Origin of the sequence: Streptomyces sp. NPDC086023 (genome assembly GCF_044540325.1) — a bacterium.
Lineage (GTDB): Bacteria > Actinomycetota > Actinomycetes > Streptomycetales > Streptomycetaceae > Streptomyces.
This window is the reverse complement of the sequence record NZ_JBITRX010000007.1, coordinates 327,368-347,144: the sequence shown is the minus strand read 5'-3', so window position 1 is coordinate 347,144 and position 19,777 is coordinate 327,368. Positions and strand designations below refer to the sequence as shown.

Sequence of the window (19,777 nt, the reverse complement as noted above, 5' to 3'; positions counted from 1 at the left end):
CACCGGGCCGTGGACTTCCGCGACTTCCTCGACGAGATCGACCGCCAGACCGACAAGGGCCTGGCGGTCCACGTCATCTGCGACAACCTCTCCGCCCACAAGGCACCCGTGGTGCACAAGTGGCTCCTGGCGCATCCCCGCTTCCAGTTGCATTTCACGCCCACCTACTCGTCATGGATCAATCAGGTCGAGCGGTGGTTCGCCGAGCTGGAACGACGCTGCCTGGAACGCGGAGTGTTCTGCTCCCTCGACGACCTCAAGGCCTCACTCGAAGGCTGGATCGAGGTCTGGAACGACCAGGCCAGGCCCTTCAAGTGGACCAAGACCGCCGACCAGATCCTCGACCGCATCTGCCGCTACTGCGACAGGATCTCCAAACCAGGTCACTAGGAACACCGGGCGTTGACGGGCGACAAGTCGTGACTTTCGTCCTCCGGCGCGGCTGACCTGCGGCTATATGGGCAAGGCGGAGTGTTTCACGTGAAACGCTCCGCCTTGTGTGCTTGTGGCACGGATAGGCCGGGTGGACCGGGGCCGAGAGTCTGGAAAGATAGCCCCGACGATGACGTCGCCCCCAGGTCAGGGCCAACAGCACACCACCCGCACATCACAAGGAGCGGACAGATGCCCATCGCAACCCCCGAGGTCTACAACGAGATGCTCGACCGGGCGAAGGCAGGCAAGTTCGCCTACCCGGCCATCAACGTGACCTCGACCCAGACCCTGCACGCGGCCCTGCGTGGGTTCGCGGAGGCCGAGAGCGACGGCATCATCCAGATCTCCACCGGCGGTGCGGAGTTCCTGGGCGGCCAGTACAACAAGGACATGGTGACCGGCGCGGTCGCCCTGGCCGAGTTCGCGCACGTCGTCGCCGCGAAGTACGACATCACGGTCGCCCTGCACACCGACCACTGCCCGAAGGACAAGCTGGACGGCTACGTCCGCCCGCTGCTCGACATCTCCGCCGAGCGCGTGAAGGCCGGCCGCAACCCGCTCTTCCAGTCGCACATGTGGGACGGCTCCGCCGAGACCCTGGCCGACAACCTGGCCATCGGCCAGGAGCTGCTCGCCAAGGCCGCCGCCGCGAAGATCATCCTTGAGGTCGAGATCACCCCGACCGGCGGCGAGGAGGACGGCGTCAGCCACGAGATCAACGACGAGCTGTACACCACGGTCGAGGACGCGATCCGCACGGCCGAGGCCCTGGGCCTGGGCGAGAAGGGCCGCTACCTGCTGGCCGCCTCGTTCGGCAACGTGCACGGCGTCTACAAGCCGGGCAACGTGGTGCTGCGTCCCGAGCTGCTGAAGGACCTGCAGCAGGGCGTGGGCGAGAAGTACGGCAAGACCAGCCCGTTCGACTTCGTCTTCCACGGCGGCTCCGGCTCCACCGAGCAGGAGATCGCCACCGCGCTGGAGAACGGCGTCGTGAAGATGAACCTCGACACCGACACCCAGTACGCCTTCACCCGCCCGGTCGCGGACCACATGTTCCGCAACTACGACGGCGTCCTGAAGGTCGACGGCGAGGTCGGCAAGAAGTCCACCTACGACCCGCGGACCTGGGGCAAGCTGGCCGAGGCGAGCATGGCCAAGCGCGTCACCGAGGCCTGCGCGAACCTGCGTTCCACGGGCACCAAGCTGAAGTAGCCGCCCGGGGTGCCGGCCGGGCGGTCGTCCGGGCGGCGGTTGTCCCCAGGCTGTGGAGGAAGGGGCCTCCCCGCCCGCGTATGCGGGTGGGGAGGCCCCTTCCGGCGTTCGGCATCGTCCGATGCGTGCGGTGCCCGGCGTGTCGGGGCCCGGACGCGCGAGGTCCCCCGGCAGGGACAGGGGATCCGTGCCCGGGGGTGTGGTGCGGGTGGTGCGCGCGGTCAGGACCAGAGGGCGAGGGGGACGGCCGGGCGGGCCGTGGTGACGACGGCCGTGAAGACCGTCTCGCCGTCCTGGGTGCCCGTGACGCGGACCAGGCGGCTGCCGTCGCGCTTCTGGCCGAGCCGCTCGGCGCCGAGCAGGACCGGGCTGCCGAATTCGGCGTACCGGTGGTACGAACTGTCGACCGCGACCGGCAGCACCCCGCGCTCGGGCGAGAGCGCCACCGCGGCCTGCCGGGCCGCCTCCAGCAGCACCATGCCCGGCAGGTGGTCGCCGGGGTGGTCGAAGAGCACCGGGTGCCGGGTGTCGTAGCGAAGCTGCCAGGCGTCCGGGCGGCCGGTGGGGGAGAGCACCACGTCGAACGGCGACAGCCGGCCGACCAGCGGGGGAGCGACGGGGGCGGCGGGCAGGGCGGGGACGGGCTGCTGCGCCAGCTGCTCGGCGCGCAGCCTCCGGTAGACGGCGGGCGAGGTGCAGGTGTAGCCGGCGCCGCCGGTGGCGATGACCCGGCCGGACTGGCGCACCACGACCTCGTACCGCAGGCCGGTGAGGTGCTTGCCGCGGCGGCGGACGTCGGGGCAGGTGACCTCCAGGTCCAGGGAGGCCGGCGCCCCTCCGATCACCAGGCCGTCGGCGACGGCCGTGTAGTCCAGGCCCCACATCAGGAACTGGTAGCCCTGCGGGACGTCGAAGGCCGCGTGCGCGAGGAGGGCGCCGACCTGACGGACCGTTTCGGCGACGAGCATCGGGTCGTAGTGGCTGCCGGCTATCGGGGTGAAGAAGCTGTGCCCGCGGGGCCACTGGGCCCGCACGTGGAAACGGTCCTCGGAGAGCCGGCACCAGCCGGTCAGGAAGACCTCGGCGACGGCCGCCCGGTGGACGAGCTGTCGCGGGACCGTGGTCGTGAGCCCGTCGAGGTGCGACGGACACTCGCAGCGCACGGGGGTGGACGTGGTCGCGCGGTCGGTCGGTTCCAGGGTCGTGATCATGAGGTCCCTTGAGGTCTGGCCGAAAGTCACTTGAGCCCGCCGAAGGCAAAGTACGTACTTCCGGGTTTCTTTGACAGGCCCAGGATTACCTGATGATCATCCCTCGCTGGGGCCCCGAGTGACATGATTCACACCCCTCAAAACTAGCGTTTTCGCTGGTCAGGCGGGAAAAGTGGCTGGTCAGCCGGGAGGAATTGATCGTTCCGGGATGATCGAAAAGTCCGGTCCATGGGTGCCCCGTGGAACGTAATCGGGTATCTTTTGAGGCCTGGCAACATCCCTGCTGTCAGGTTTTTTTCGGGGGGACCCTCTGCATGCACATGACGGTGGCCGCCCGGAAACCTTCTTGAACCCCACGCGATACCGGCTCCGCCGATTGGAGAACTCCGTGCACTCCGTGCAGCACATCCGTCCGCTGCGGCACCTGCGTCTCGCCGCCGTCAACATCGACGGCGTTCTCCTGAGCGACACCTTCAGCCCGGTGATCCACCACTTCGTCACCAGCCGCGGCGGCCACTACGACGCCGCCGTCGAGCGCGAGATCTTCTCGCAGCCCCGGCACATCGCCGCCCGCGCCGCCGCCGCGGCCGCCGGCCTGGACTGGACGCCGCAGCGGGTGCTGGAGGTCTACTTCGAGGAGCGCGCGGCGTACCTGGAGCGCAACCCGCTGCGGGTGCTGGAGGGTGCCGAGCAACTGCTGCACCGGCTACGGGCGCTGGGGCTGCACACGGTCTGCTACGGCGGCCTGTCCAAGGAGCACTTCGACCGCCACCTCGGCCACTACGCGCACCTCTTCGACGGCCCCCAGTACGTCTGCACCAACGACTTCCGCCCCGGGGTCCGCGAGATCGCGACCGGGTTCTTCGGACTGGAGCCCTCCCGGACGGTCTTCATCGACGACGTCGCCCGCGTCTCCGACGCGGCCCGCGACCTGGGTGCCGCCTTCATCGGCCACCCGAGCACCTTCGAGTACGGCTTCCAGCGGCAGTTGATGCGCGAGGCCGGGGTCCGCCACGTCGTCGGTTCCCTCGCGGAGATCGACGAGCCGCTGCTGCGCACTTTGGACGGAGAGGCCGCCGGCGGGCACGCTTGGGCCGCTTGATTTCCAGGACCACGCAGTAACAATCAATATTCGCCACCAAGGGGGCCATCCATGTCCGAGAACCGACTGCTGGCAGGCAAGGTCGCACTGATCACCGGAGCGAGCAGCGGCATCGGAGCCGCCGCGGCCCGGGTCTTCGCGCGCGAGGGCGCGAAGGTCGTGCTGGCCGCCCGCCGCGAGGACCGGCTCAAGGAGATCGTCGACGAGCTGCGGGCGGGGGGTGCGGAGGCGACGTACGCCGTGACGGACGTGACCAGGCCCGACGACACCGCCGAGGCGGTCCAGCAGGCGGTCTCGGCCTTCGGCCGGCTGGACGCGGCGTTCAACAACGCGGGCTGGGGCGTGGGGCGCAGCCCGCTGCACAAGATGGGCGACCAGCTCTACGACGAGATCATGGACGTCAACGTCCGCGGCATCTGGAACTGCCTGCGCGACGAGATCGCCGCGATGCTGGAGACCGGCGGCGGCGCCATCGTGAACACCAGCAGCGTCGGCGGTGTGGTCGCGACCCCGGTCGCCGCGCCGTACGTGGCCGCCAAGCACGCGGTGATCGGCCTGACGCGGGCCGCCGCCGCGGAGTACGCCGCACAGGGAATTCGAGTCAACGCGGTGGCGCCGGGTACCACGCGGACCGAGGTCGTGGAGCAGTGGTTCGCAGCCGTTCCGGGCATCGAGGAGCAGCTCCACGCCGCCACGCCGCAGCCGCGTACGGCCGAGCCGCGCGAGATAGCCGAGGCGGCCGCATGGCTGTGCAGCGACCGGTCGTCTTTCGTCACCGGTGTGACCATGCCGGTGGACGGCGGCTTCACGATGGTGTGAAGCTGGTTCCTGAGGAACGTACCCGCGGGCATGTATTGCCGCAGGTGCCGGAAAACAGACTGGGAACACCGGAACACGACAGGACGGAACGCGCTCACCGTTCGCTGCAGGGGGGTTGTGCGGCGCTTTGAAAGATGGGGGGCAGGAGAGGGAAGAACAGCAGATGAGCAGGATGGAACGACCCATGGTCAAGCAGGACCGGGCGGTGCGCACGCGCCAGGCGATCCTGGAGGCGGCCGCCACGGTGTTCGAGGAGCGGGGCTACGACGCCGCGAAGCTCACCGACATCGTCAAGATCGCCCAGGTGACCAAGGGGGCGCTGTACTTCCACTTCGACTCCAAGGAAGACCTCGCGCAGGCGGTCATCGACGCGCAGGTGCACGTGGAGCCCACGCACACGCCGCAGGACTTCAAGGCGCAGGAGTTCGTCGACGTCGGGATGATCTTCTCGTACCGGCTCAAGCACGACATCCTCATGCGCGGCAGCGCGCGGCTGACCCTCGACCAGACGGGGCGCAGCCTGGCCCGCTCGGGTCCGTTCCACGGCTGGATCGACCTCAACTCCGGGATCCTCGCCGAGGCCAAGGAGCGCGGTGAGCTGCTCCCGCACGTGGACCCGGTCGCGACGGCCCGGCTGGTGGTCGGCGCGTACGCCGGCATCAACCTGATGTCGCAGACGCTCCAGGGCTCCGACCTGGACGAACAGGTCTCCACCCTCTACACGCTGCTGATGCCCAGCCTGGTGATCCCGGCCGTGGCCGTGCTGCTCGACACCCTGCCCGGGCGCGGTGGGCGGGCCCTGGGCGCGCTCGCCCCGGACCTGGGCGCGGCCGCCGACATCGCTCCCGCGGAGGAGGCGGCGGCCGACGCCGAGGGGGACTGCCCCTCGTGTCGCACCGACGCCGCCCCCGGCGCTCCTGCCGCCTGACGTTCCCCCTCTCCTCGCCCCTTCCGGCGGCCCGGCCTCGTGCCGGGCCGCCGCTTTGTGTGAGGGGCCCTGGTGGTCGCCGAGGGCCGCCGTGACGGGGATCGCATCCCCCTAAGCGCATCCCTGTGGCCCTGAAAAAAACTTCCGGGTATTATTTTTTCATGAGTGAGGCTCGCCGTCGACCGGGGCCTCGCCGTGCCCTGGGAGAGATCTGTGGACATTGACGTGCTCGGAGGGCTTGAGGTCCTCGAGAACGGTGTGCCCATCACGCCCGCCACGCCGCAGTCGCGGCAGGTGCTCGCGGTGCTCGCGGCCCACACCGACCAGGTGGTCCCGGTCGCGGTGCTCGCCGAGGAACTGGAGGCGCACGCGCCGCCGGAGCACACGCGCGCCGTACTGCACAGCTGCGTACGTCAGTTGCGCGACCAGCTCGGCGCGGCCCTCGGCCGCGCGGAGGGCGCCGGGGCCCGCACCCCCGAGACCGTGCTGGTCTCGCTGCCGGGCGGCTACCTGCTCGACACCGGCTGGGGCCGATCCGACCTGCACGAGTTCGAACGCGAGGCCGGCGCCGGCTACCGGGCCATGGCCCGCGGCGACTACGAGACCGCGGCCCGCCGGCTGCGCGGCGCGCTGCTCCTCTGGAAGGGGCCCGCCTTCGACGGCGTCACCGCCGGAGCCCGGCTCGGCGAGCGCATCGCACAGCTGGAGGCCACCCGGCTGTCCGTACTGGAGCAGTGGGTGGAGGCCGAACTGGCCCTGGGTCGCCACCAGGAACTGCGCACCGAACTCTCCGGACTGATCGCCTCGTACCAGGGCCGCGAAGCGGGCAGCGCCCCGTACCTGTCGGCCCTGCGGCGCTCCGGGCGGCGGGCGGAGTCGCTGGAGACCTACCGCTCGCTGGCCGACGCGCTGCGCGCGGACGTGGGCCGCAACGGCGCGGCGGCGGCCCGCGCGGTCCGGCGGGCGCTGCTGCTGGGGACGCAGCCGGCGGCGGGGCAGGTGGCCTGAGGGCTGTGGCCTGATGTGGGCCGTGCCCGGCCTGGCGGCCGGGGGCGGTGGTCAACGGTGATCCCGTGGACCACCGACCCCGGCCGCCAGGCCGGGAAACGGTCTTCCCCCGACCGGCAACCGCGGCCGGAACCGACCCCCCGCCCGACTCCCGAGAACACCACCCCGAACGCCAACTCCCCACGTCAGAGGCCCAATAGGGCACTGGAACCCCGCCCCACAGGACCTGACGCACTGTGACGGCACTTGACGGAAAGCGGATCACTGCGTTGGGCGGCCCCTGGGCCAGCCGACACGATCGACAGGACCCGCCACCGGCTCGCCACGAGCCTCCCTGATCCGTCGAGGAGTGAGTTCCGGCATGACCACGGCCGCCGTCTTCTGCTGCTCGGCCACCTGTGTTCCCGTACTGTCCGGCCGCTTCCCGTCCCCCCGGGAGGTGTGAGGTGGACGCCATCCGCGCCCAGGCTCCGGCCGTCCTGCCCGTCCAGGCGGGCGTCCCGCTGGCGCCGCCCGTCGCCCGGACCACGGCCGGTTACGTGAAGGGTGAGCGGACCGGCGGGGTGATCGCCTTCCGCGGCATTCCGTACGCCGCCCCGCCCGTGGGCCCGCTGCGGTTCGCGTCGCCCCGTCCGCCGGCCGCCTGGAGCGGCGTACGGGACGCCAGTCAGGCGGCAGGAACGTTTCTCCAGCCGGACGGGAGCGGGTCCGAGGACGCCCTCCACGTCAACGTCTGGACCCCCTCGACCCACCAGACCACCGCCCGCCCCGTCCTCCTCCACGTGCACGGCGGCTCCTGGAGCTCCGGTGGCGCGGGCGGCGTCGACGGTGCCCGGCTGGCCGAGCGCGGCGACGTCGTGGTCGTGACCTTCGGCCACCGCCTCGGCGTCTTCGGCTTCGGCCTGCACGAGGAGCTCGCCGACCCCGAGACGGGCTCGTACGCGAACTGGGGCCTCCAGGACCAGGTCGCCGCCCTGCGCTGGACCCACGACAACGCCGCCGCCTTCGGCGGCGACCCCGGCAACATCACCCTCGTCGGCGCCGAGGCCGGCGGTGCGAGCGTGCACCAGCTGGCCCTGCTGCCGGTGACCCGCCCGCTGATCCGCCGCATCGTCCCCGTCAGCCCCGCGCACGTACGCGCCCCGGGCCTCGCCCTCACCGCCGAGGACGCCCGTACCGTGTACGACACCCTCGCCGCCCGCTTCGCCACCACCGTGCCCGGCCTGCGCGCGGTGCCGGCGGCCGAGCTCAACGCCGCCTGGCACCGGCTGTTCTCCGTACGCCCCGAGGAGCGCCTCGTGCGCAGCGGCCGCCACTACCGCGGGCCGGTGCTCGACGGCGTCTGGCTGCGCGCGTACGACCACGAACAGCCGCCACCGGAACTTCCCGTGCTCTCCGTGTACGCCGCTCCCGGCCGCCGGCCGGCCGGCCCCGGACCGGCCGACGAGGCCGAACTGCGTACCTGGATAACGGAGTTGCTGCGTCAGGCCGACCCGACAGCCGACCGTACGGCGGCGGACGAGGTGCTGCGCGCCTACCGCGAGGCGGCCCTCGCCGAGGGCCGGACCGCCGACCTCCCGTCCCTGTGGGCCGCCCTCCGCGAGGACGCCCACTTCCGCCACCCGGTGCTGCGCATGGCCGACCGCCACGCGCGGGCCGGTCGCTGGCCGCAGTACGTGATGGAGCTCGCCCTCCCCGCGGCCGCCGACCCGGCGGAACCCGGGCAGCCGGCCGCCCACCCGGGCGCCGCCCACGAGGACGCCGTGGCCCTCCTCTTCGGCACCCCCGGACCGGCGGGACGCCCCGCCGGCGCCGCCGGCGGGCAGCCGGACGGGGAGGTGACGGAGGCCGGCGAGGTCTTCGCCGACCTGGTGGTCTCCTTCGCGCGCACCGGAGTGCCGCGCGCTCCGCGTGTCCCCGACTGGCCGGCCCTCTCCCCCGGCCGGCCACGCGCGCTGGTCCTCGGCGGTGCTGCCGTCGCCGGGACCGGCGCGCTCCCCCCGCAGGGGCAGCTGCGCTTCTGGGACGACACGGGACGGGTGCCCGGCCGCGCCTGACCGCCCCGCCACCCCTCACCCCGGCGCGTGCCGAAGACGACGCGCGCCGAGTCACTCGTACCTCGGAACGATCTACGCACCAGGAGACACCCGTGGACAACACCCTGCTCGACATCGGCCTCAAGACGGCCCTCCAACAGCCCGAATGGGAAGACCACGCACAGGTCGAGCTCGTCCGCCAGGAGCTGGCCGCCCACACCCCGCTGGTCCGGGCCCAGGACGTGCGCACCCTGCGCGAGGCGCTCGCGCGGGTCGCCCTCGGCGAGGCCAAGCTGGTCCAGGCGGGGGACTGCGCCGAGGACCCCGACGAGAGCACCGCCCGCGACGTCCACCGCAAGGCAGCGGTGCTCGACCTGGTCGCCGGCGCGCTCAAGATGATCACCCACAAGCCGGTGGTCAGGATCGGCCGCCTCGCCGGCCAGTTCGCGAAGCCCCGCTCCAACCCCACGGAGATCATCGACGGCGTCGAACTGCCGGTGTACCGCGGTCACCTGGTCAACGGCCCCGAGCCGGACCCGGCCTCGCGCCGGCCCGACCCGCTGCGCATGCTCACCGGCTACATGGCCGCCTGTGAGATCAACAAGCACCTCGGCTGGTACGCGGACCGCCGCGACGGCAACGACGTGCTGCTGGAGCCGCCGGTGTGGACGAGCCACGAGGCGCTGCTCCTCGACTACGAGCTGCCGCAGGTCCGCCAGGACGGGGAGGGCGGCCGCTACCTGGCCTCCACGCACTTCCCGTGGATCGGCGAGCGCACCCGTCAGCTCGACGGCGCGCACGTGGCGCTGCTGGCGCAGGTCGAGAACCCGGTGGCCTGCAAGGTCGGCCCCTCGATGAGCCCCGAGGACGTGGTCACGCTCTGCGGGATCCTCGACCCGCGGCGCGAGCCGGGCCGGCTCACCCTGATCGCCCGCATGGGCGCGGACGCGGCCGCCGACAGGCTGCCCCCGCTGGTGGAGGCGGTGCGGCGGGCCGGGCACCCGGTGATCTGGCTGACCGACCCGATGCACGGCAACACCGTCTCGACGCCCGGCGGCTACAAGACGCGGTACCTGGAGACCGTCGAACGCGAGGTACGGGCCTTCCAGTTCGCCGTCGAGTCGGCCGGCGGCGTCGCCGGCGGCCTGCACCTGGAGACGACACCCGACGACGTCACGGAGTGCGTGGTCAACGCGTCCGCCGCCGACCGGGTGGGCGACGCGTACACGAGCTTCTGCGACCCGCGGCTCAACCCGTCGCAGGCCATCTCGGTGGTCACCGCCTGGCAGAAGTGACGCGGCCGCCGGCGGTGTCCGGCCGGCCGCGGTGACAACGCGGCCGCCGAGATGGGGCGGCCCCGCGATTTCCTTGGAGGGGAAAGCATGTTGGACAAGGTCGCCGTCGTCACGGGCGCGGCGGGGGGCATCGGACGGGCCGTCGTCCGCGCGCTGGCGCGGCGCGGGGCGCTGATCGCCGCCGTGGACCGGGACGCGGACACGCTGCGCACGGCCGTCGAGGAGCTCAACGAGGAGCTCCGGGTGGAGTGCGCCGCGGCCCGCGCCGCGGAGGCCGCCCACCTCGCCGAGGTGCGGGAGGCGGTGCGGATCGGGTCGGACGGCCAGTACGTGCCGGAGGCGCCGGCCGCCGAGTACAAGGGGCCGCGCATCTACGCGTTCGCCGCGGACGTCGCGTCCAGCGCGGCCGTGGACGAGCTGACGGAGCGCGTCGAGAACGAACTGGGTCCGATCGAGTACCTGGTGAACTCGGCGGGCGTGCTGCGGCTGGGCAAGGTCACGGACTACAGCGACGAGGACTGGCAGACCACCTTCCGGGTCAACGCGGACGGCGTCTTCCACCTGTCCCGCGCGGTCACCCGGCGGATGCTCACCCGCCACCGGGGCGCGCTGGTCACGGTCGCCTCCAACGCGGCCGCGACGCCGCGCGCCGACATGGCCGCGTACGCCGCGTCCAAGGCCGCCGCGGCCATGTTCACCAAGTCCCTGGGCCTGGAGGTCGCCCGGCACGGGATCCGCTGCAACATCGTCGCCCCCGGCTCCACGGACACGCCGATGCTGCGGTCGATGTGGCCGGACGAGTCCGCCGCGCGCGGCACGCTGGAGGGCAATCCCGAGGCCTTCCGCATCGGCATCCCGCTGGGCCGGATCGCCCAGCCGGACAACGTCGCCGACGCCGTGGCCTTCCTGCTGTCCGACGAGGCGGAGCAGATCACCCTGCACGTCATGACCGTCGACGGCGGTGCCTCGCTCGGGGCCGCCTGACCGGGCCCGTCCCTCCGCGGGGCCGGACCCCCTGTCCCGGGCCGGCCCCGCCCCGGGCCCGTGCGGCCCTGTCCCGAGTGCCGCACGGGCCCGTCCCTTCGCACCACTCCAGCCACGAGAGGACCGACATGGCCGGGATCCCGCCCATCACCTCCTACCCGCTGCCCACCGCCGGCGAGCTGCCCGGGAACACCGCCGACTGGACGGTGGACCCGGACCGCGCCGTGCTGCTCGTCCACGACATGCAGCGCTACTTCCTCAAGCCCCTCCCCGGCGACCTGCGTGAGTCGCTGGTCCACAACGCCGTGCAGGTACGGGAGTTCGCCGCCCGGCACGGCATCCCGACGTACTACACCGCCCAGCCCGGCAGCATGAGCGAGGCCGACCGCGGCCTGCTGAAGGACTTCTGGGGGCCCGGCATGCGGGCCGACCCGGCCGACCGGGAGATCGTGGAGCCGCTCGCGCCGCGCGACGGCGACACCGTGCTCACCAAGTGGCGCTACAGCGCCTTCTTCCGCACGGACCTGCTCGACCGCATCAGGTCGGCCGGCCGCGACCAGCTGATCATCGTCGGCGTCTACGCGCACGTGGGGATCCTCGCCAGCGCCGTCGAGGCCTTCACCCACGACATCCAGCCGTTCCTCGTCGCGGACGCGATCGCCGACTTCTCGGCCGAGGACCACTGGATGACCGTCCGGTACGCGGCTTCGCGCTGTGCGGTGGTCACGACAGCCAAGGAGGTCACCGCATGACGACCCAGGACCGCACCACCGGCACCACCGGCCACGACACCACCGGGCAGGACGACCTGCTCCGCCGGATCCTCGGCGAGCGCCCGCCCTCCTTCGCCGTACTGCACCGCCCGGAGACGAACGGCAGCCGCCTGGAGGTCCTCACCGGCGACGTGACCTCCTCCGAGACGCTGGCCGGCGTCCCCCTCGACCCGGCCGCCGGGCCCGGCCCCGAGGTGCTCACCCTCATCCCGTACCGCCAGCTCGCCGAGCGCGGCTTCCACGCGCCCGACGACGGCGCCCCGCTGCTCTCGCTGCGCGTCACCGGCCGCCAGGTCCTGCCGGTGTCCACCGCGCTGGAGCGGCTGCCGGACATCCCGCTGGGCGTGTCCGAGGGCGGCTTCGACGTCGACGACGAGACGTACGCCGACACCGTCCGCCGGATCATCGAGGACGAGATCGGCCGCGGCGAGGGCGCCAACTTCGTCATCCGCCGCTCCTTCGTCGCCGACATCTCCGACTACTCGCCGCGCCACGCACTCGCCTTCTACCGGCGGCTGCTGCGCACGGAGTCCGGCGCCTACTGGACCTTCATCGTCCACACCGGCGAGCGCACCCTGGTCGGCGCCAGCCCCGAGCGGCACGTCAGCCTGCACGACGGCACCGCCGTGATGAACCCGATCAGCGGCACCTACCGCTACCCGCCGCAGGGGCCCGAGCTGTCCGGGCTGCTGGACTTCCTCGCCGACCGCAAGGAGGCCGACGAGCTGTACATGGTGGTCGACGAGGAACTGAAGATGATGGCCCGCATCTGCGACGCGGGCGGCATCGTCACCGGGCCCCACCTCAAGGAGATGGCCCGCCTCGCGCACACCGAGTACTTCATCAGCGGACGCACCGACCGCGACCCGCGCGAGATCCTGCACCAGACCCTCTTCGCGCCCACCGTCACCGGCAGCCCGCTGGAGAGCGCGGCGCGCGTCATCGCCCGGTACGAGCCCGAGGGCCGCGGCTACTACAGCGGCGTCCTCGCCCTCATCGGCCGCGACGAGCGGGGCGCCCGCACCATGGACTCGGCCATCCTGATCCGCACCGCGGAGATCGACCGCACCGGCCAGGTCCGCATCGGCGTCGGCGCCACCCTCGTGCGCCACTCCGACCCCCAGGGCGAGGTGGCGGAGACCCGCGCCAAGGCGTCCTCGCTGCTCGGCGCCCTCAAGGACACCGGCCCCGCGTCCTTCGCCCGGCACCCCGAGGTGCTGTCCGCGCTGGCCGCCCGCAACGAGACGGTGGCCCGCTTCTGGTTCGACGACGCCGACGAGCGGCTCACCGCCCACCCCGACCCGGCCCTGGCCGGCAAGCGGATCCTGGTGGTCGACGCCGAGGACACCTTCACCTCGATGATCGAACAGCAGCTCCGCTCGCTCGGGACGCGGGTGACCGTACGCCGCTTCGACGAACCGTACGACGTGACCGCGTACGACCTCGTCGTGATGGGCCCCGGCCCCGGCGACCCGCGCGAGACCGGGCACCCGAAGATCGCGCACCTGCGCGGCACGGTCCGGCGGCTGCTCGACGAGCGGCGGCCGTTCTTCGCGGTCTGCCTGAGCCACCAGGTGCTCAGCACCCTCCTCGGCTTCGACCTGGTCCGCCGGGACACCCCGAACCAGGGTGTCCAGAAGCCGGTCGAGCTGTTCGGCGCCGACGAACTCGTCGGCTTCTACAACACGTTCGCCGCCCGCTCCGCCGAGGACAAGGCGGAGGTCGAGGGCGTCGGCGTCGTCGAGATCAGCGGCGACCGGGAGACCGGAGAGGTGCACGCGCTGCGCGGACCGCACTTCGCGTCCGTGCAGTTCCACGCCGAATCACTGCTCACCCGCAACGGGCCCCGGATCGTCGGCGGCCTGGTGCGGGAACTGCTCGCGGGAGAGGGGGAGGCCGAGTGAAGGCCGTCATCGCCTGGTGGGACCTGGAGGGCACCGGCCACACGCCCGAGTCGCTGCGGGAGTTCCTGCGCGACGAGGCCGTGGACCGCTGGGCCGGCTACGAGGGCCTGCTGCTGAAGGTGTGGATCAGCGACGAGGAGCGCGGCCGCTGGGGCGCCGTGCAGCTGTGGGAGTCGGCGGAGGCCCTCGGGCAGCCGCTGTCCACCCGCGCCGCCGAGATCATCGGCAGGATGCCGGACGAGCGGATGGTCTTCGACGTGGAGGCCACCACCGAGGGCGTGCACGCGCTGACGTCGCTGGCCCGGCTCGGGACCGCGCTGTGAGCACGGAGGTGCTCGCCGGGGCGGCCGTGGTCGCGATGCCCTCGGCCGCCGCCCGGCTGAGCACCTCCTTCAACGCCGGCTGGCTCGCCGCGGAGCTGCGCGGCGTACGGCCGCCCGCCGACGACTGGCGTTGCCTGGTGCTGCGTTCACCGGGCGGGCCGGGCGACTGGACCGATGCGCCGCTGCTGGAGCGCTTCCCGCACGTCCGGTACATCCTCGACACCTTCCCGGCGCCGGTGTTCGGCGCGCGCTTCATGTGCCGCCGGCCCGGCACCGGGGCGGCGGGGCGGATCGAGGCCGCCCAGGGGCTGCGCTGGGGCACGGCCCGGCTGCACGTCCCCGTGCAGACCAACACCGAGACGGCGCTGGTGCTGGACGGGGAGGTGCACCGGTGGGCTCCGGGGGACCTGTGGTTCGGGGACTTCACCCGGACCCACCAGGTGCTGAACCACGGCAAGGACCACTGTGTGCACCTGGCGCTCGACGTGCCGGTGACGGAGCGGCTGGTGCGCGCCTTCCCGGTGGCCTGGCGGGAGTTCTTCCTCCGCGGCGACGTGCTGGTGAACCGGCCGCCGCGGCCGCTGGCGCCGGGCGGGGCAGCGGTGCTGGCCGGGGAGCTGAGCGTGCCCGCCGGCTTCCTGGTGCGGGAGGACGAGGACCCGTTCCGGGCGGGGCAGGCGCGTACGGCCGTGACGCTGGAGCCGGCCGACGACCGGGCGGACCGGCTCTGGCTGCGCACCGGGGGCGGGCGGGTGCTGCCGCTGACGCACCTGGGCGGCGGCGAGTTCCGGTTCGCCGGGCGGAGCGAGGAGCGGACGCTGCGGGTGCGGCGGGCGGGCGGCCCGTACGGGGCTGGCGGCCCGTACGGGGCCGTGCTGTACGCACGGACCGGGCGCGGCACGGCCGAGCTGGCCGTACCCGGCGTGAGCAAGGGATCCACAGACCCACGAGGGCAGGAAGAAGGGAAGTCGTGAGCACCGTCGAACAGACGCGTTCCGCCGCGGGAGCCGGGGCGGGGGCGGGGGCCGAGACCAAGCGGCGGCCCGCCGCTGCGCGGGCCAGGCGGCCGCGGACGGCCGCGGCCGCGAGCGCGGCGGGGACGACCGCCGGGGGGCAGCCCGCCGGGGAGACGACCGCGGCGGCCGCCGTGCCGGGGCCCGGGCGGCATCCGCTGCTGCCCAGCGAGCGGCCCGTACGGTTCGTCGAGGCCGACGGCACCCTGACGGACGGGGCGGCGGACCGGCTGCCCGACGGGGCGCGGCTGCTGGCCGCGTACCGGGCGATGGTCGCCGGCCGGCGCTTCGACCAGCAGGCCACCGCCCTGGCCAAGCAGGGCCAGCTCGCGGTGTACCCGTCCGCGCACGGGCAGGAGGCCTGCCAGATCGCGGCCGCCCTCGCGCTGCGGGAGGACGACTGGCTGTTCCCGACGTACCGCGACTGCGTGGCGGTCGCCGCCCGCGGGGTGGACCCGGTCGAGACGCTCACGCTGATGCGCGGCGACTGGCACTGCGGCTACGACCCGGTCCGCTGGCGCACGGCGCCCCAGGCCACCCCGCTGGCCACGCAGGCCCCGCACGCAGTGGGCGTCGGGCACGCGGCGCGGCTGCGCGGCGAGCCGACCGTGGCGCTGGTGCTGATCGGTGACGGTGCGACCAGCGAGGGCGACTTCCACGAGGCGCTGAACTTCGCCGCGGTGTTCCGGTCCCCGGTCGTCTTCCTGATCCAGAACAACGGGTTCGCGATCTCCGTGCCGTTGGAGAGGCAGAGCGCCGCGCCTTCGCTCGCGTACAAGGGCATCGGGTACGGGATCCCGTCCGAGCAGGTCGACGGGAACGACGCGGCCGCGCTGCTGGCCGTGCTGGACCGGGCCGTGGCGCGGGCGCGCGCGGGTGAGGGGCCGACGCTGGTCGAGGCCCACACGTACCGCATGGACCCGCACTCCAGCGCCGACGACCCGTCCCGCTACCGGGACCCGGCGGTCACCGAGAGCTGGGTGGCCCGGGACCCGCTGGCGCGGCTGGAGGCGTACCTGCGCGGGGCCGGGCTGCTGTCCGACGCGGAGGCCGCCGACGCGGCGCGCGTCGCGGAGGAGCGGGCCGCGGACCTGCGGGAGCGGCTGGTCCGCTCGGCGCCGCCCGAGGCGGGCGAGCTGTTCCGGCACGTGCGCAGCGGCGGGTCCGCGCAACTGACGGAACAGGCGGCCCTGCTGGCCGCCGAGACGGTGCTGGAGGAGGGCCGATGAGCGCGCCGACCCTTGGGGTGGCCGATGCCGTGGCCGGCCGGGCCGCCGAGCGGGTCACGATGGCGGGCGCCCTGAACCGGGCGCTGGCCGACGCGATGGCCGAGGACCCGTCGGTCGTGGTGCTCGGCGAGGACGTGGGCCCGCTGGGCGGCGTCTTCCGGATCACGGACGGGCTCCAGGCGCGGTTCGGCGAGGAGCGGTGCTTCGACACGCCGCTGGCCGAGTCCGGGATCATCGGCATGGCGATCGGGATGGCGATGAACGGCTTCCGGCCGGTCGCCGAGATGCAGTTCGACGCCTTCGCGCTGCCGGCCTTCGAGCAGGTGGTGGGCCACGTGGCGAAGATGCGGAACCGGACGCGGGGGCGGCTGAACCTGCCGATGGTGATCCGCATCCCGTACGCCGGCGGCATCGGGGGCGTGGAGCACCACAGCGACTCCTCGGAGTCGTACTACGCGCACACCGCCGGCCTGACGGTGGTGGCTCCGGCGACCGTCGCGGACGCGTACAGCCTGCTGCGGGAGGCGGTCGAGCTGCCCGACCCGGTCGTGTTCCTGGAGCCCAAGCGGCTGTACTGGGCGAAGGAGCCGGTGGCGCTGCCGGTGCGGACCGAGCCGGTCGGCCGGGCGGTGGTCCGGCGGACGGGCACGGACGCGACGCTGGTGGCGTACGGGCCCTCGGTGCCGGTGGCGCTGGAGGCGGCCGGGGCCGCGGCGGCGGAGGGCCGCTCGCTGGAGGTGGTCGACGTACGGTCCCTCGTGCCGTTCGACCAGGAGACGGTGGCCGCTTCGGTGCGGCGCACCGGGCGGGCCGTGGTGATCGCGGAGTCCTCGGGCTTCGCGAGCGTGGCGTCCGAGATCGCCGCCCGCATCGGAGAGCAGTGCTTCCACGCGCTGCACGCTCCCGTGCGGCGGGTGACCGGCTTCGACATCCCGTACCCGCCGCCGAAGCTGGAACGGCACCACCTGCCCGGGGTGGACCGGATCCTCGACACGGTCGACGAACTCCAGTGGGAGAGCGCATGAGCACCGCGGTGAACACCGCAGCGAGCACCGGCCCGGCCACGACGGACTTCCTGCTCCCCGACCTCGGGGAGGGCCTGACCGAGGCGGAGGTCGTCCGCTGGCTGGTCGCGGAGGGCGACGCCGTCGCCGTCGACCAGCCGGTGGTGGAGGTGGAGACCGCCAAGGCCACGGTGGAGGTGCCGTCCCCGTACGCGGGCCGCGTCGCCACCCTGCACGCGGCCGAGGGCGCGGTGGTGGAGGTGGGCCGCCCGCTGATCTCGTTCGCGCCGGACAGCGGGGTGCCGGTTGCTCCGGGTGCGGCTGCCGGTGCGGATGCCGCCGGCACCGGCGCGGCGGAGCCGGAGGGCTCGGGCCGCGTCCTGATCGGCTACGGCACCCAGCCGTCCGGGGTCGGCCGGCGCCGCCCGCCCCGGCGCTCCCTGGCGGGCGCGGGTGTGGCGGCGGCCGGTCCTGATGCGGGCGCGAGTGCGGTCGCAGGCGTCGGTCCGGGGCCGGGGGCCGACGGCCCCGGGGCCCAGGCCGCCACAGCGGGGCCGGGGGCCGACGGCCCCGGGGCCCAGGTCGCCACAGCGGCCCGTGCCGCCGCACCGCGCACGGCCACGGCCGGCGTGGTTCCCTCCGCCGCGCCGGCCGCTCCGGCCGCCCCGGTTGGGCTGCCTGCTTCGGCCGCCCCGGCCGCCCCGGCCGCCTCGGCCGCCCCGGGCGCTCGGGCCGTGCTCGTCGTGTCGCCCGTCGTGCGGGCGCTGGCCGCCCGGCACGGGCTGGACCTGGCGGGCGTGAGCGGGTCGGGTGCGGGCGGGGTGATCACCCGTCAGGACGTCGACGCGGCACTCGCCGAGCGCGACCTGCGCCGCGCGGCCGAGCAGGCCCGGGCGGAGGCCGTGGCGACTGCCGCGAAGCCTCTCGGCGCGGCAGGCGCGGTGGTACCCGGCGGGGTCGTGGGCTCGGCGCCAGGCTGGGCACCGGCCGTGGCGCCTGGGGGAGTTGCCGGCGCGGCAGCGCCCGTCGCCGCCGCCCGAGCGGGCGATCAGGCGGATGCCGGGCCGTCCGGCGTCCATGCCGCGCAGGGCGCGGACCGGCACGGTCCGGCGCGGCACGGCGGCGATCGCGGTGCCCAGGCAGGGGACGGCACCGGCACCGGCGCGGACGGTGTCGACAGGGTTCCGCTCAAGGGCGTTCGGGGGGCCATCGCGCGGAAGCTGGTGCAGGCCGCCGCCGTGCCCACGGCCACCGTGTGGGTGGACGTCGACGCCACCGAGCTGCTGGCGCTGCGGGCCCGCCAGGACGCGGACGGGCCCGGGCTGCTCGCGCTGCTGGCGCGGTTCACCGTCGCCGGCCTGCGCCGGTACCCCGAGCTCAACGCCACCGTGCGCGACGACGAGATCCTGCGCCACCGCGACGTACACCTCGGCGTCGCCGCCCAGACCGACGCCGGACTGCTCGTACCCGTGGTCCGCGGCGCCGACCGGAAGTCGGCCCGCACCCTGCACGCCGAGGTGTCCGCCCTGATCGGCCGCGCCCGCGACGGCGGGCTGTCCCCGGCCGAGCTGACCGGCGGCACCTTCACCCTCAACAACTTCGGCGTCTTCGGGGTCGACGGCAGCTCCATGCTGCTCAACGCCCCCGAGGCCGGGATCCTCGGCGTCGGCCGGATCGTCGAGCGGCCCTGGTCGGTCGGCGGCCAGGTCCTCTCCCGGAAGACCACACAGCTCTCCCTCGTCTTCGACCACCGCGTGTGCGACGGCGGGGCGGCCGGCGGCTTCCTGAGGTTCGTGGCCGACTGCATCGAGGACCCGGTCCGGTCCCTGGCCGACCTGTGACGGCGGTCCGCACGGCCCCACCGGCCGCACCGCCCCCGCCGGCCGCACCGCCCGGGCGTGCCGGGAGCCCGCCCGCCCGGCGGACCCCGCACTCCCGCCACACCCTGCTCGCCGAGGCGGTCCGCCTCTTCAACGAGAAGGGCTTCGCCGGAGCCGGCATGGGCGTGCTCGCCGCACGCCTCGGCATCACCAAGTCCACCCTCTACCACCACGTCAGCGGCAAGGAGGAACTGCTGGAGATGGCCCTGGACCGCGCCGGCCGGCACCTCCTGTCCGCACTCCGCCCGTCGGAGGACGCCCACCCGGCGTTCGTCCGGCTCGAACGGTTCGTGCGGTCCGTGCCCGACCGGCCGGCCCGCGAACTCCCCTTCGTCCAGTTGCTGCTGGGACCCGACGGACGGTCCGTCACCGGCGCGCGCGCCGACCTGGAGCGGCGGGTCGCCGAGCTGATCCGCGACTGCGCCCGCGAGGGCTCCGTACGGCAGGACCTGCCGCCGGACCTGTGTGCCGGGCTGCTGCTCGACACCCTCGGCGCGGCCGTCGCCCGCCACACCGGCCGGGGCGCCGTCCCCGCCCGCGTGGTCGCGGCCCTCGCCCTCGGCGGGCTCCGCGCGCCCGCGCCCGCAGCCGTCTGATCGTTCGTCCCGATCACCAAGGGAG

General features: G+C 73.8%; 18 protein-coding genes. 17 read left to right on the top strand and 1 reads right to left on the bottom strand.

Annotated features, from left to right (window positions below; genetic code table 11):
• Window positions 1-390 (top strand): transposase (locus ACIF6F_RS17210; RefSeq protein ID WP_399947244.1); only part of this gene is annotated, 390 nt, incomplete at its 5' end.
• Between the two features lie 234 nt (window positions 391-624).
• The gene (gene fbaA, locus ACIF6F_RS17205) at window positions 625-1,647 is read left to right on the top strand and encodes a class II fructose-bisphosphate aldolase (RefSeq protein ID WP_399947242.1); all 1,023 of its coding nucleotides are present in this window, start codon (window positions 625-627) and stop codon (window positions 1,645-1,647) included.
• A 221-nt stretch (window positions 1,648-1,868) separates the two neighbouring features.
• On the opposite strand, the gene ACIF6F_RS17200 is transcribed toward fbaA, so the two are convergent.
• Window positions 1,869-2,858, bottom strand: a complete 990-nt coding sequence (locus ACIF6F_RS17200; RefSeq protein WP_399947240.1) for a ScbA/BarX family gamma-butyrolactone biosynthesis protein — start codon at window positions 2,856-2,858, stop codon at window positions 1,869-1,871.
• Window positions 2,859-3,246: 388 nt separating this feature from the next.
• On the opposite strand from ACIF6F_RS17200, the gene ACIF6F_RS17195 reads away from it, so the two are divergent.
• From ACIF6F_RS17195 to ACIF6F_RS17125, 15 genes are all read left to right on the top strand, one after another.
• Window positions 3,247-3,960, top strand: a complete 714-nt coding sequence (locus tag ACIF6F_RS17195; protein WP_399947238.1) for an HAD family hydrolase — start codon at window positions 3,247-3,249, stop codon at window positions 3,958-3,960.
• 51 nt (window positions 3,961-4,011) lie between these two features.
• The gene (locus ACIF6F_RS17190) at window positions 4,012-4,779 is read left to right on the top strand and encodes a glucose 1-dehydrogenase (RefSeq protein ID WP_399947236.1); all 768 of its coding nucleotides are present in this window, start codon (window positions 4,012-4,014) and stop codon (window positions 4,777-4,779) included.
• Between the two features lie 163 nt (window positions 4,780-4,942).
• Complete coding sequence (locus tag ACIF6F_RS17185) at window positions 4,943-5,707, top strand: ScbR family autoregulator-binding transcription factor (RefSeq protein ID WP_399947235.1); 765 nt, start codon at window positions 4,943-4,945, stop codon at window positions 5,705-5,707.
• Window positions 5,708-5,920: 213 nt separating this feature from the next.
• Complete coding sequence (locus ACIF6F_RS17180) at window positions 5,921-6,715, top strand: BTAD domain-containing putative transcriptional regulator (RefSeq protein ID WP_399947233.1); 795 nt, start codon at window positions 5,921-5,923, stop codon at window positions 6,713-6,715.
• 446 nt (window positions 6,716-7,161) lie between these two features.
• The gene (locus ACIF6F_RS17175; RefSeq protein WP_399947231.1) at window positions 7,162-8,772 is read left to right on the top strand and encodes a carboxylesterase family protein; all 1,611 of its coding nucleotides are present in this window, start codon (window positions 7,162-7,164) and stop codon (window positions 8,770-8,772) included.
• Window positions 8,773-8,864: 92 nt separating this feature from the next.
• Window positions 8,865-10,046: a 3-deoxy-7-phosphoheptulonate synthase gene (locus ACIF6F_RS17170; RefSeq protein WP_399947229.1), complete on the top strand. Its 1,182-nt coding sequence runs from the start codon at window positions 8,865-8,867 to the stop codon at window positions 10,044-10,046.
• Between the two features lie 87 nt (window positions 10,047-10,133).
• Complete coding sequence (locus tag ACIF6F_RS17165) at window positions 10,134-11,030, top strand: SDR family NAD(P)-dependent oxidoreductase (RefSeq protein WP_399947227.1); 897 nt, start codon at window positions 10,134-10,136, stop codon at window positions 11,028-11,030.
• Between the two features lie 128 nt (window positions 11,031-11,158).
• Window positions 11,159-11,782 (top strand): isochorismatase family protein, encoded by a 624-nt coding sequence (locus tag ACIF6F_RS17160; protein ID WP_399947225.1) that lies wholly within the window; start codon window positions 11,159-11,161, stop codon window positions 11,780-11,782.
• Window positions 11,779-13,707: an anthranilate synthase family protein gene (locus ACIF6F_RS17155; RefSeq protein ID WP_399947224.1), complete on the top strand. Its 1,929-nt coding sequence runs from the start codon at window positions 11,779-11,781 to the stop codon at window positions 13,705-13,707. The genes ACIF6F_RS17160 and ACIF6F_RS17155 overlap by 4 nt, the downstream gene beginning before the upstream one ends.
• Window positions 13,704-14,030: a hypothetical protein gene (locus ACIF6F_RS17150; protein WP_399947222.1), complete on the top strand. Its 327-nt coding sequence runs from the start codon at window positions 13,704-13,706 to the stop codon at window positions 14,028-14,030. The genes ACIF6F_RS17155 and ACIF6F_RS17150 overlap by 4 nt, the downstream gene beginning before the upstream one ends.
• Window positions 14,027-15,004, top strand: coding sequence for an aspartyl/asparaginyl beta-hydroxylase domain-containing protein (locus ACIF6F_RS17145; RefSeq protein WP_399947220.1), 978 nt, complete (start codon window positions 14,027-14,029; stop codon window positions 15,002-15,004). Before ACIF6F_RS17150 ends, ACIF6F_RS17145 begins: the two co-directional genes overlap by 4 nt.
• A 173-nt stretch (window positions 15,005-15,177) precedes the next feature.
• Window positions 15,178-16,272, top strand: a complete 1,095-nt coding sequence (locus tag ACIF6F_RS17140; protein WP_399947281.1) for a thiamine pyrophosphate-dependent enzyme — start codon at window positions 15,178-15,180, stop codon at window positions 16,270-16,272.
• Window positions 16,269-17,297, top strand: a complete 1,029-nt coding sequence (locus ACIF6F_RS17135) for an alpha-ketoacid dehydrogenase subunit beta (RefSeq protein WP_399947219.1) — start codon at window positions 16,269-16,271, stop codon at window positions 17,295-17,297. Before ACIF6F_RS17140 ends, ACIF6F_RS17135 begins: the two co-directional genes overlap by 4 nt.
• Window positions 17,294-19,117 carry a dihydrolipoamide acetyltransferase family protein gene (locus tag ACIF6F_RS17130; protein ID WP_399947217.1) on the top strand — a complete coding sequence of 608 codons (1,824 nt, stop codon included), beginning with the start codon at window positions 17,294-17,296 and terminating at the stop codon, window positions 19,115-19,117. The genes ACIF6F_RS17135 and ACIF6F_RS17130 overlap by 4 nt, the downstream gene beginning before the upstream one ends.
• Entirely contained in the window at window positions 19,114-19,752 is a 639-nt protein-coding gene (locus tag ACIF6F_RS17125) for a TetR/AcrR family transcriptional regulator (protein ID WP_399947215.1), read from the top strand. The genes ACIF6F_RS17130 and ACIF6F_RS17125 overlap by 4 nt, the downstream gene beginning before the upstream one ends.
• Window positions 19,753-19,777 lie beyond the last annotated feature (25 nt).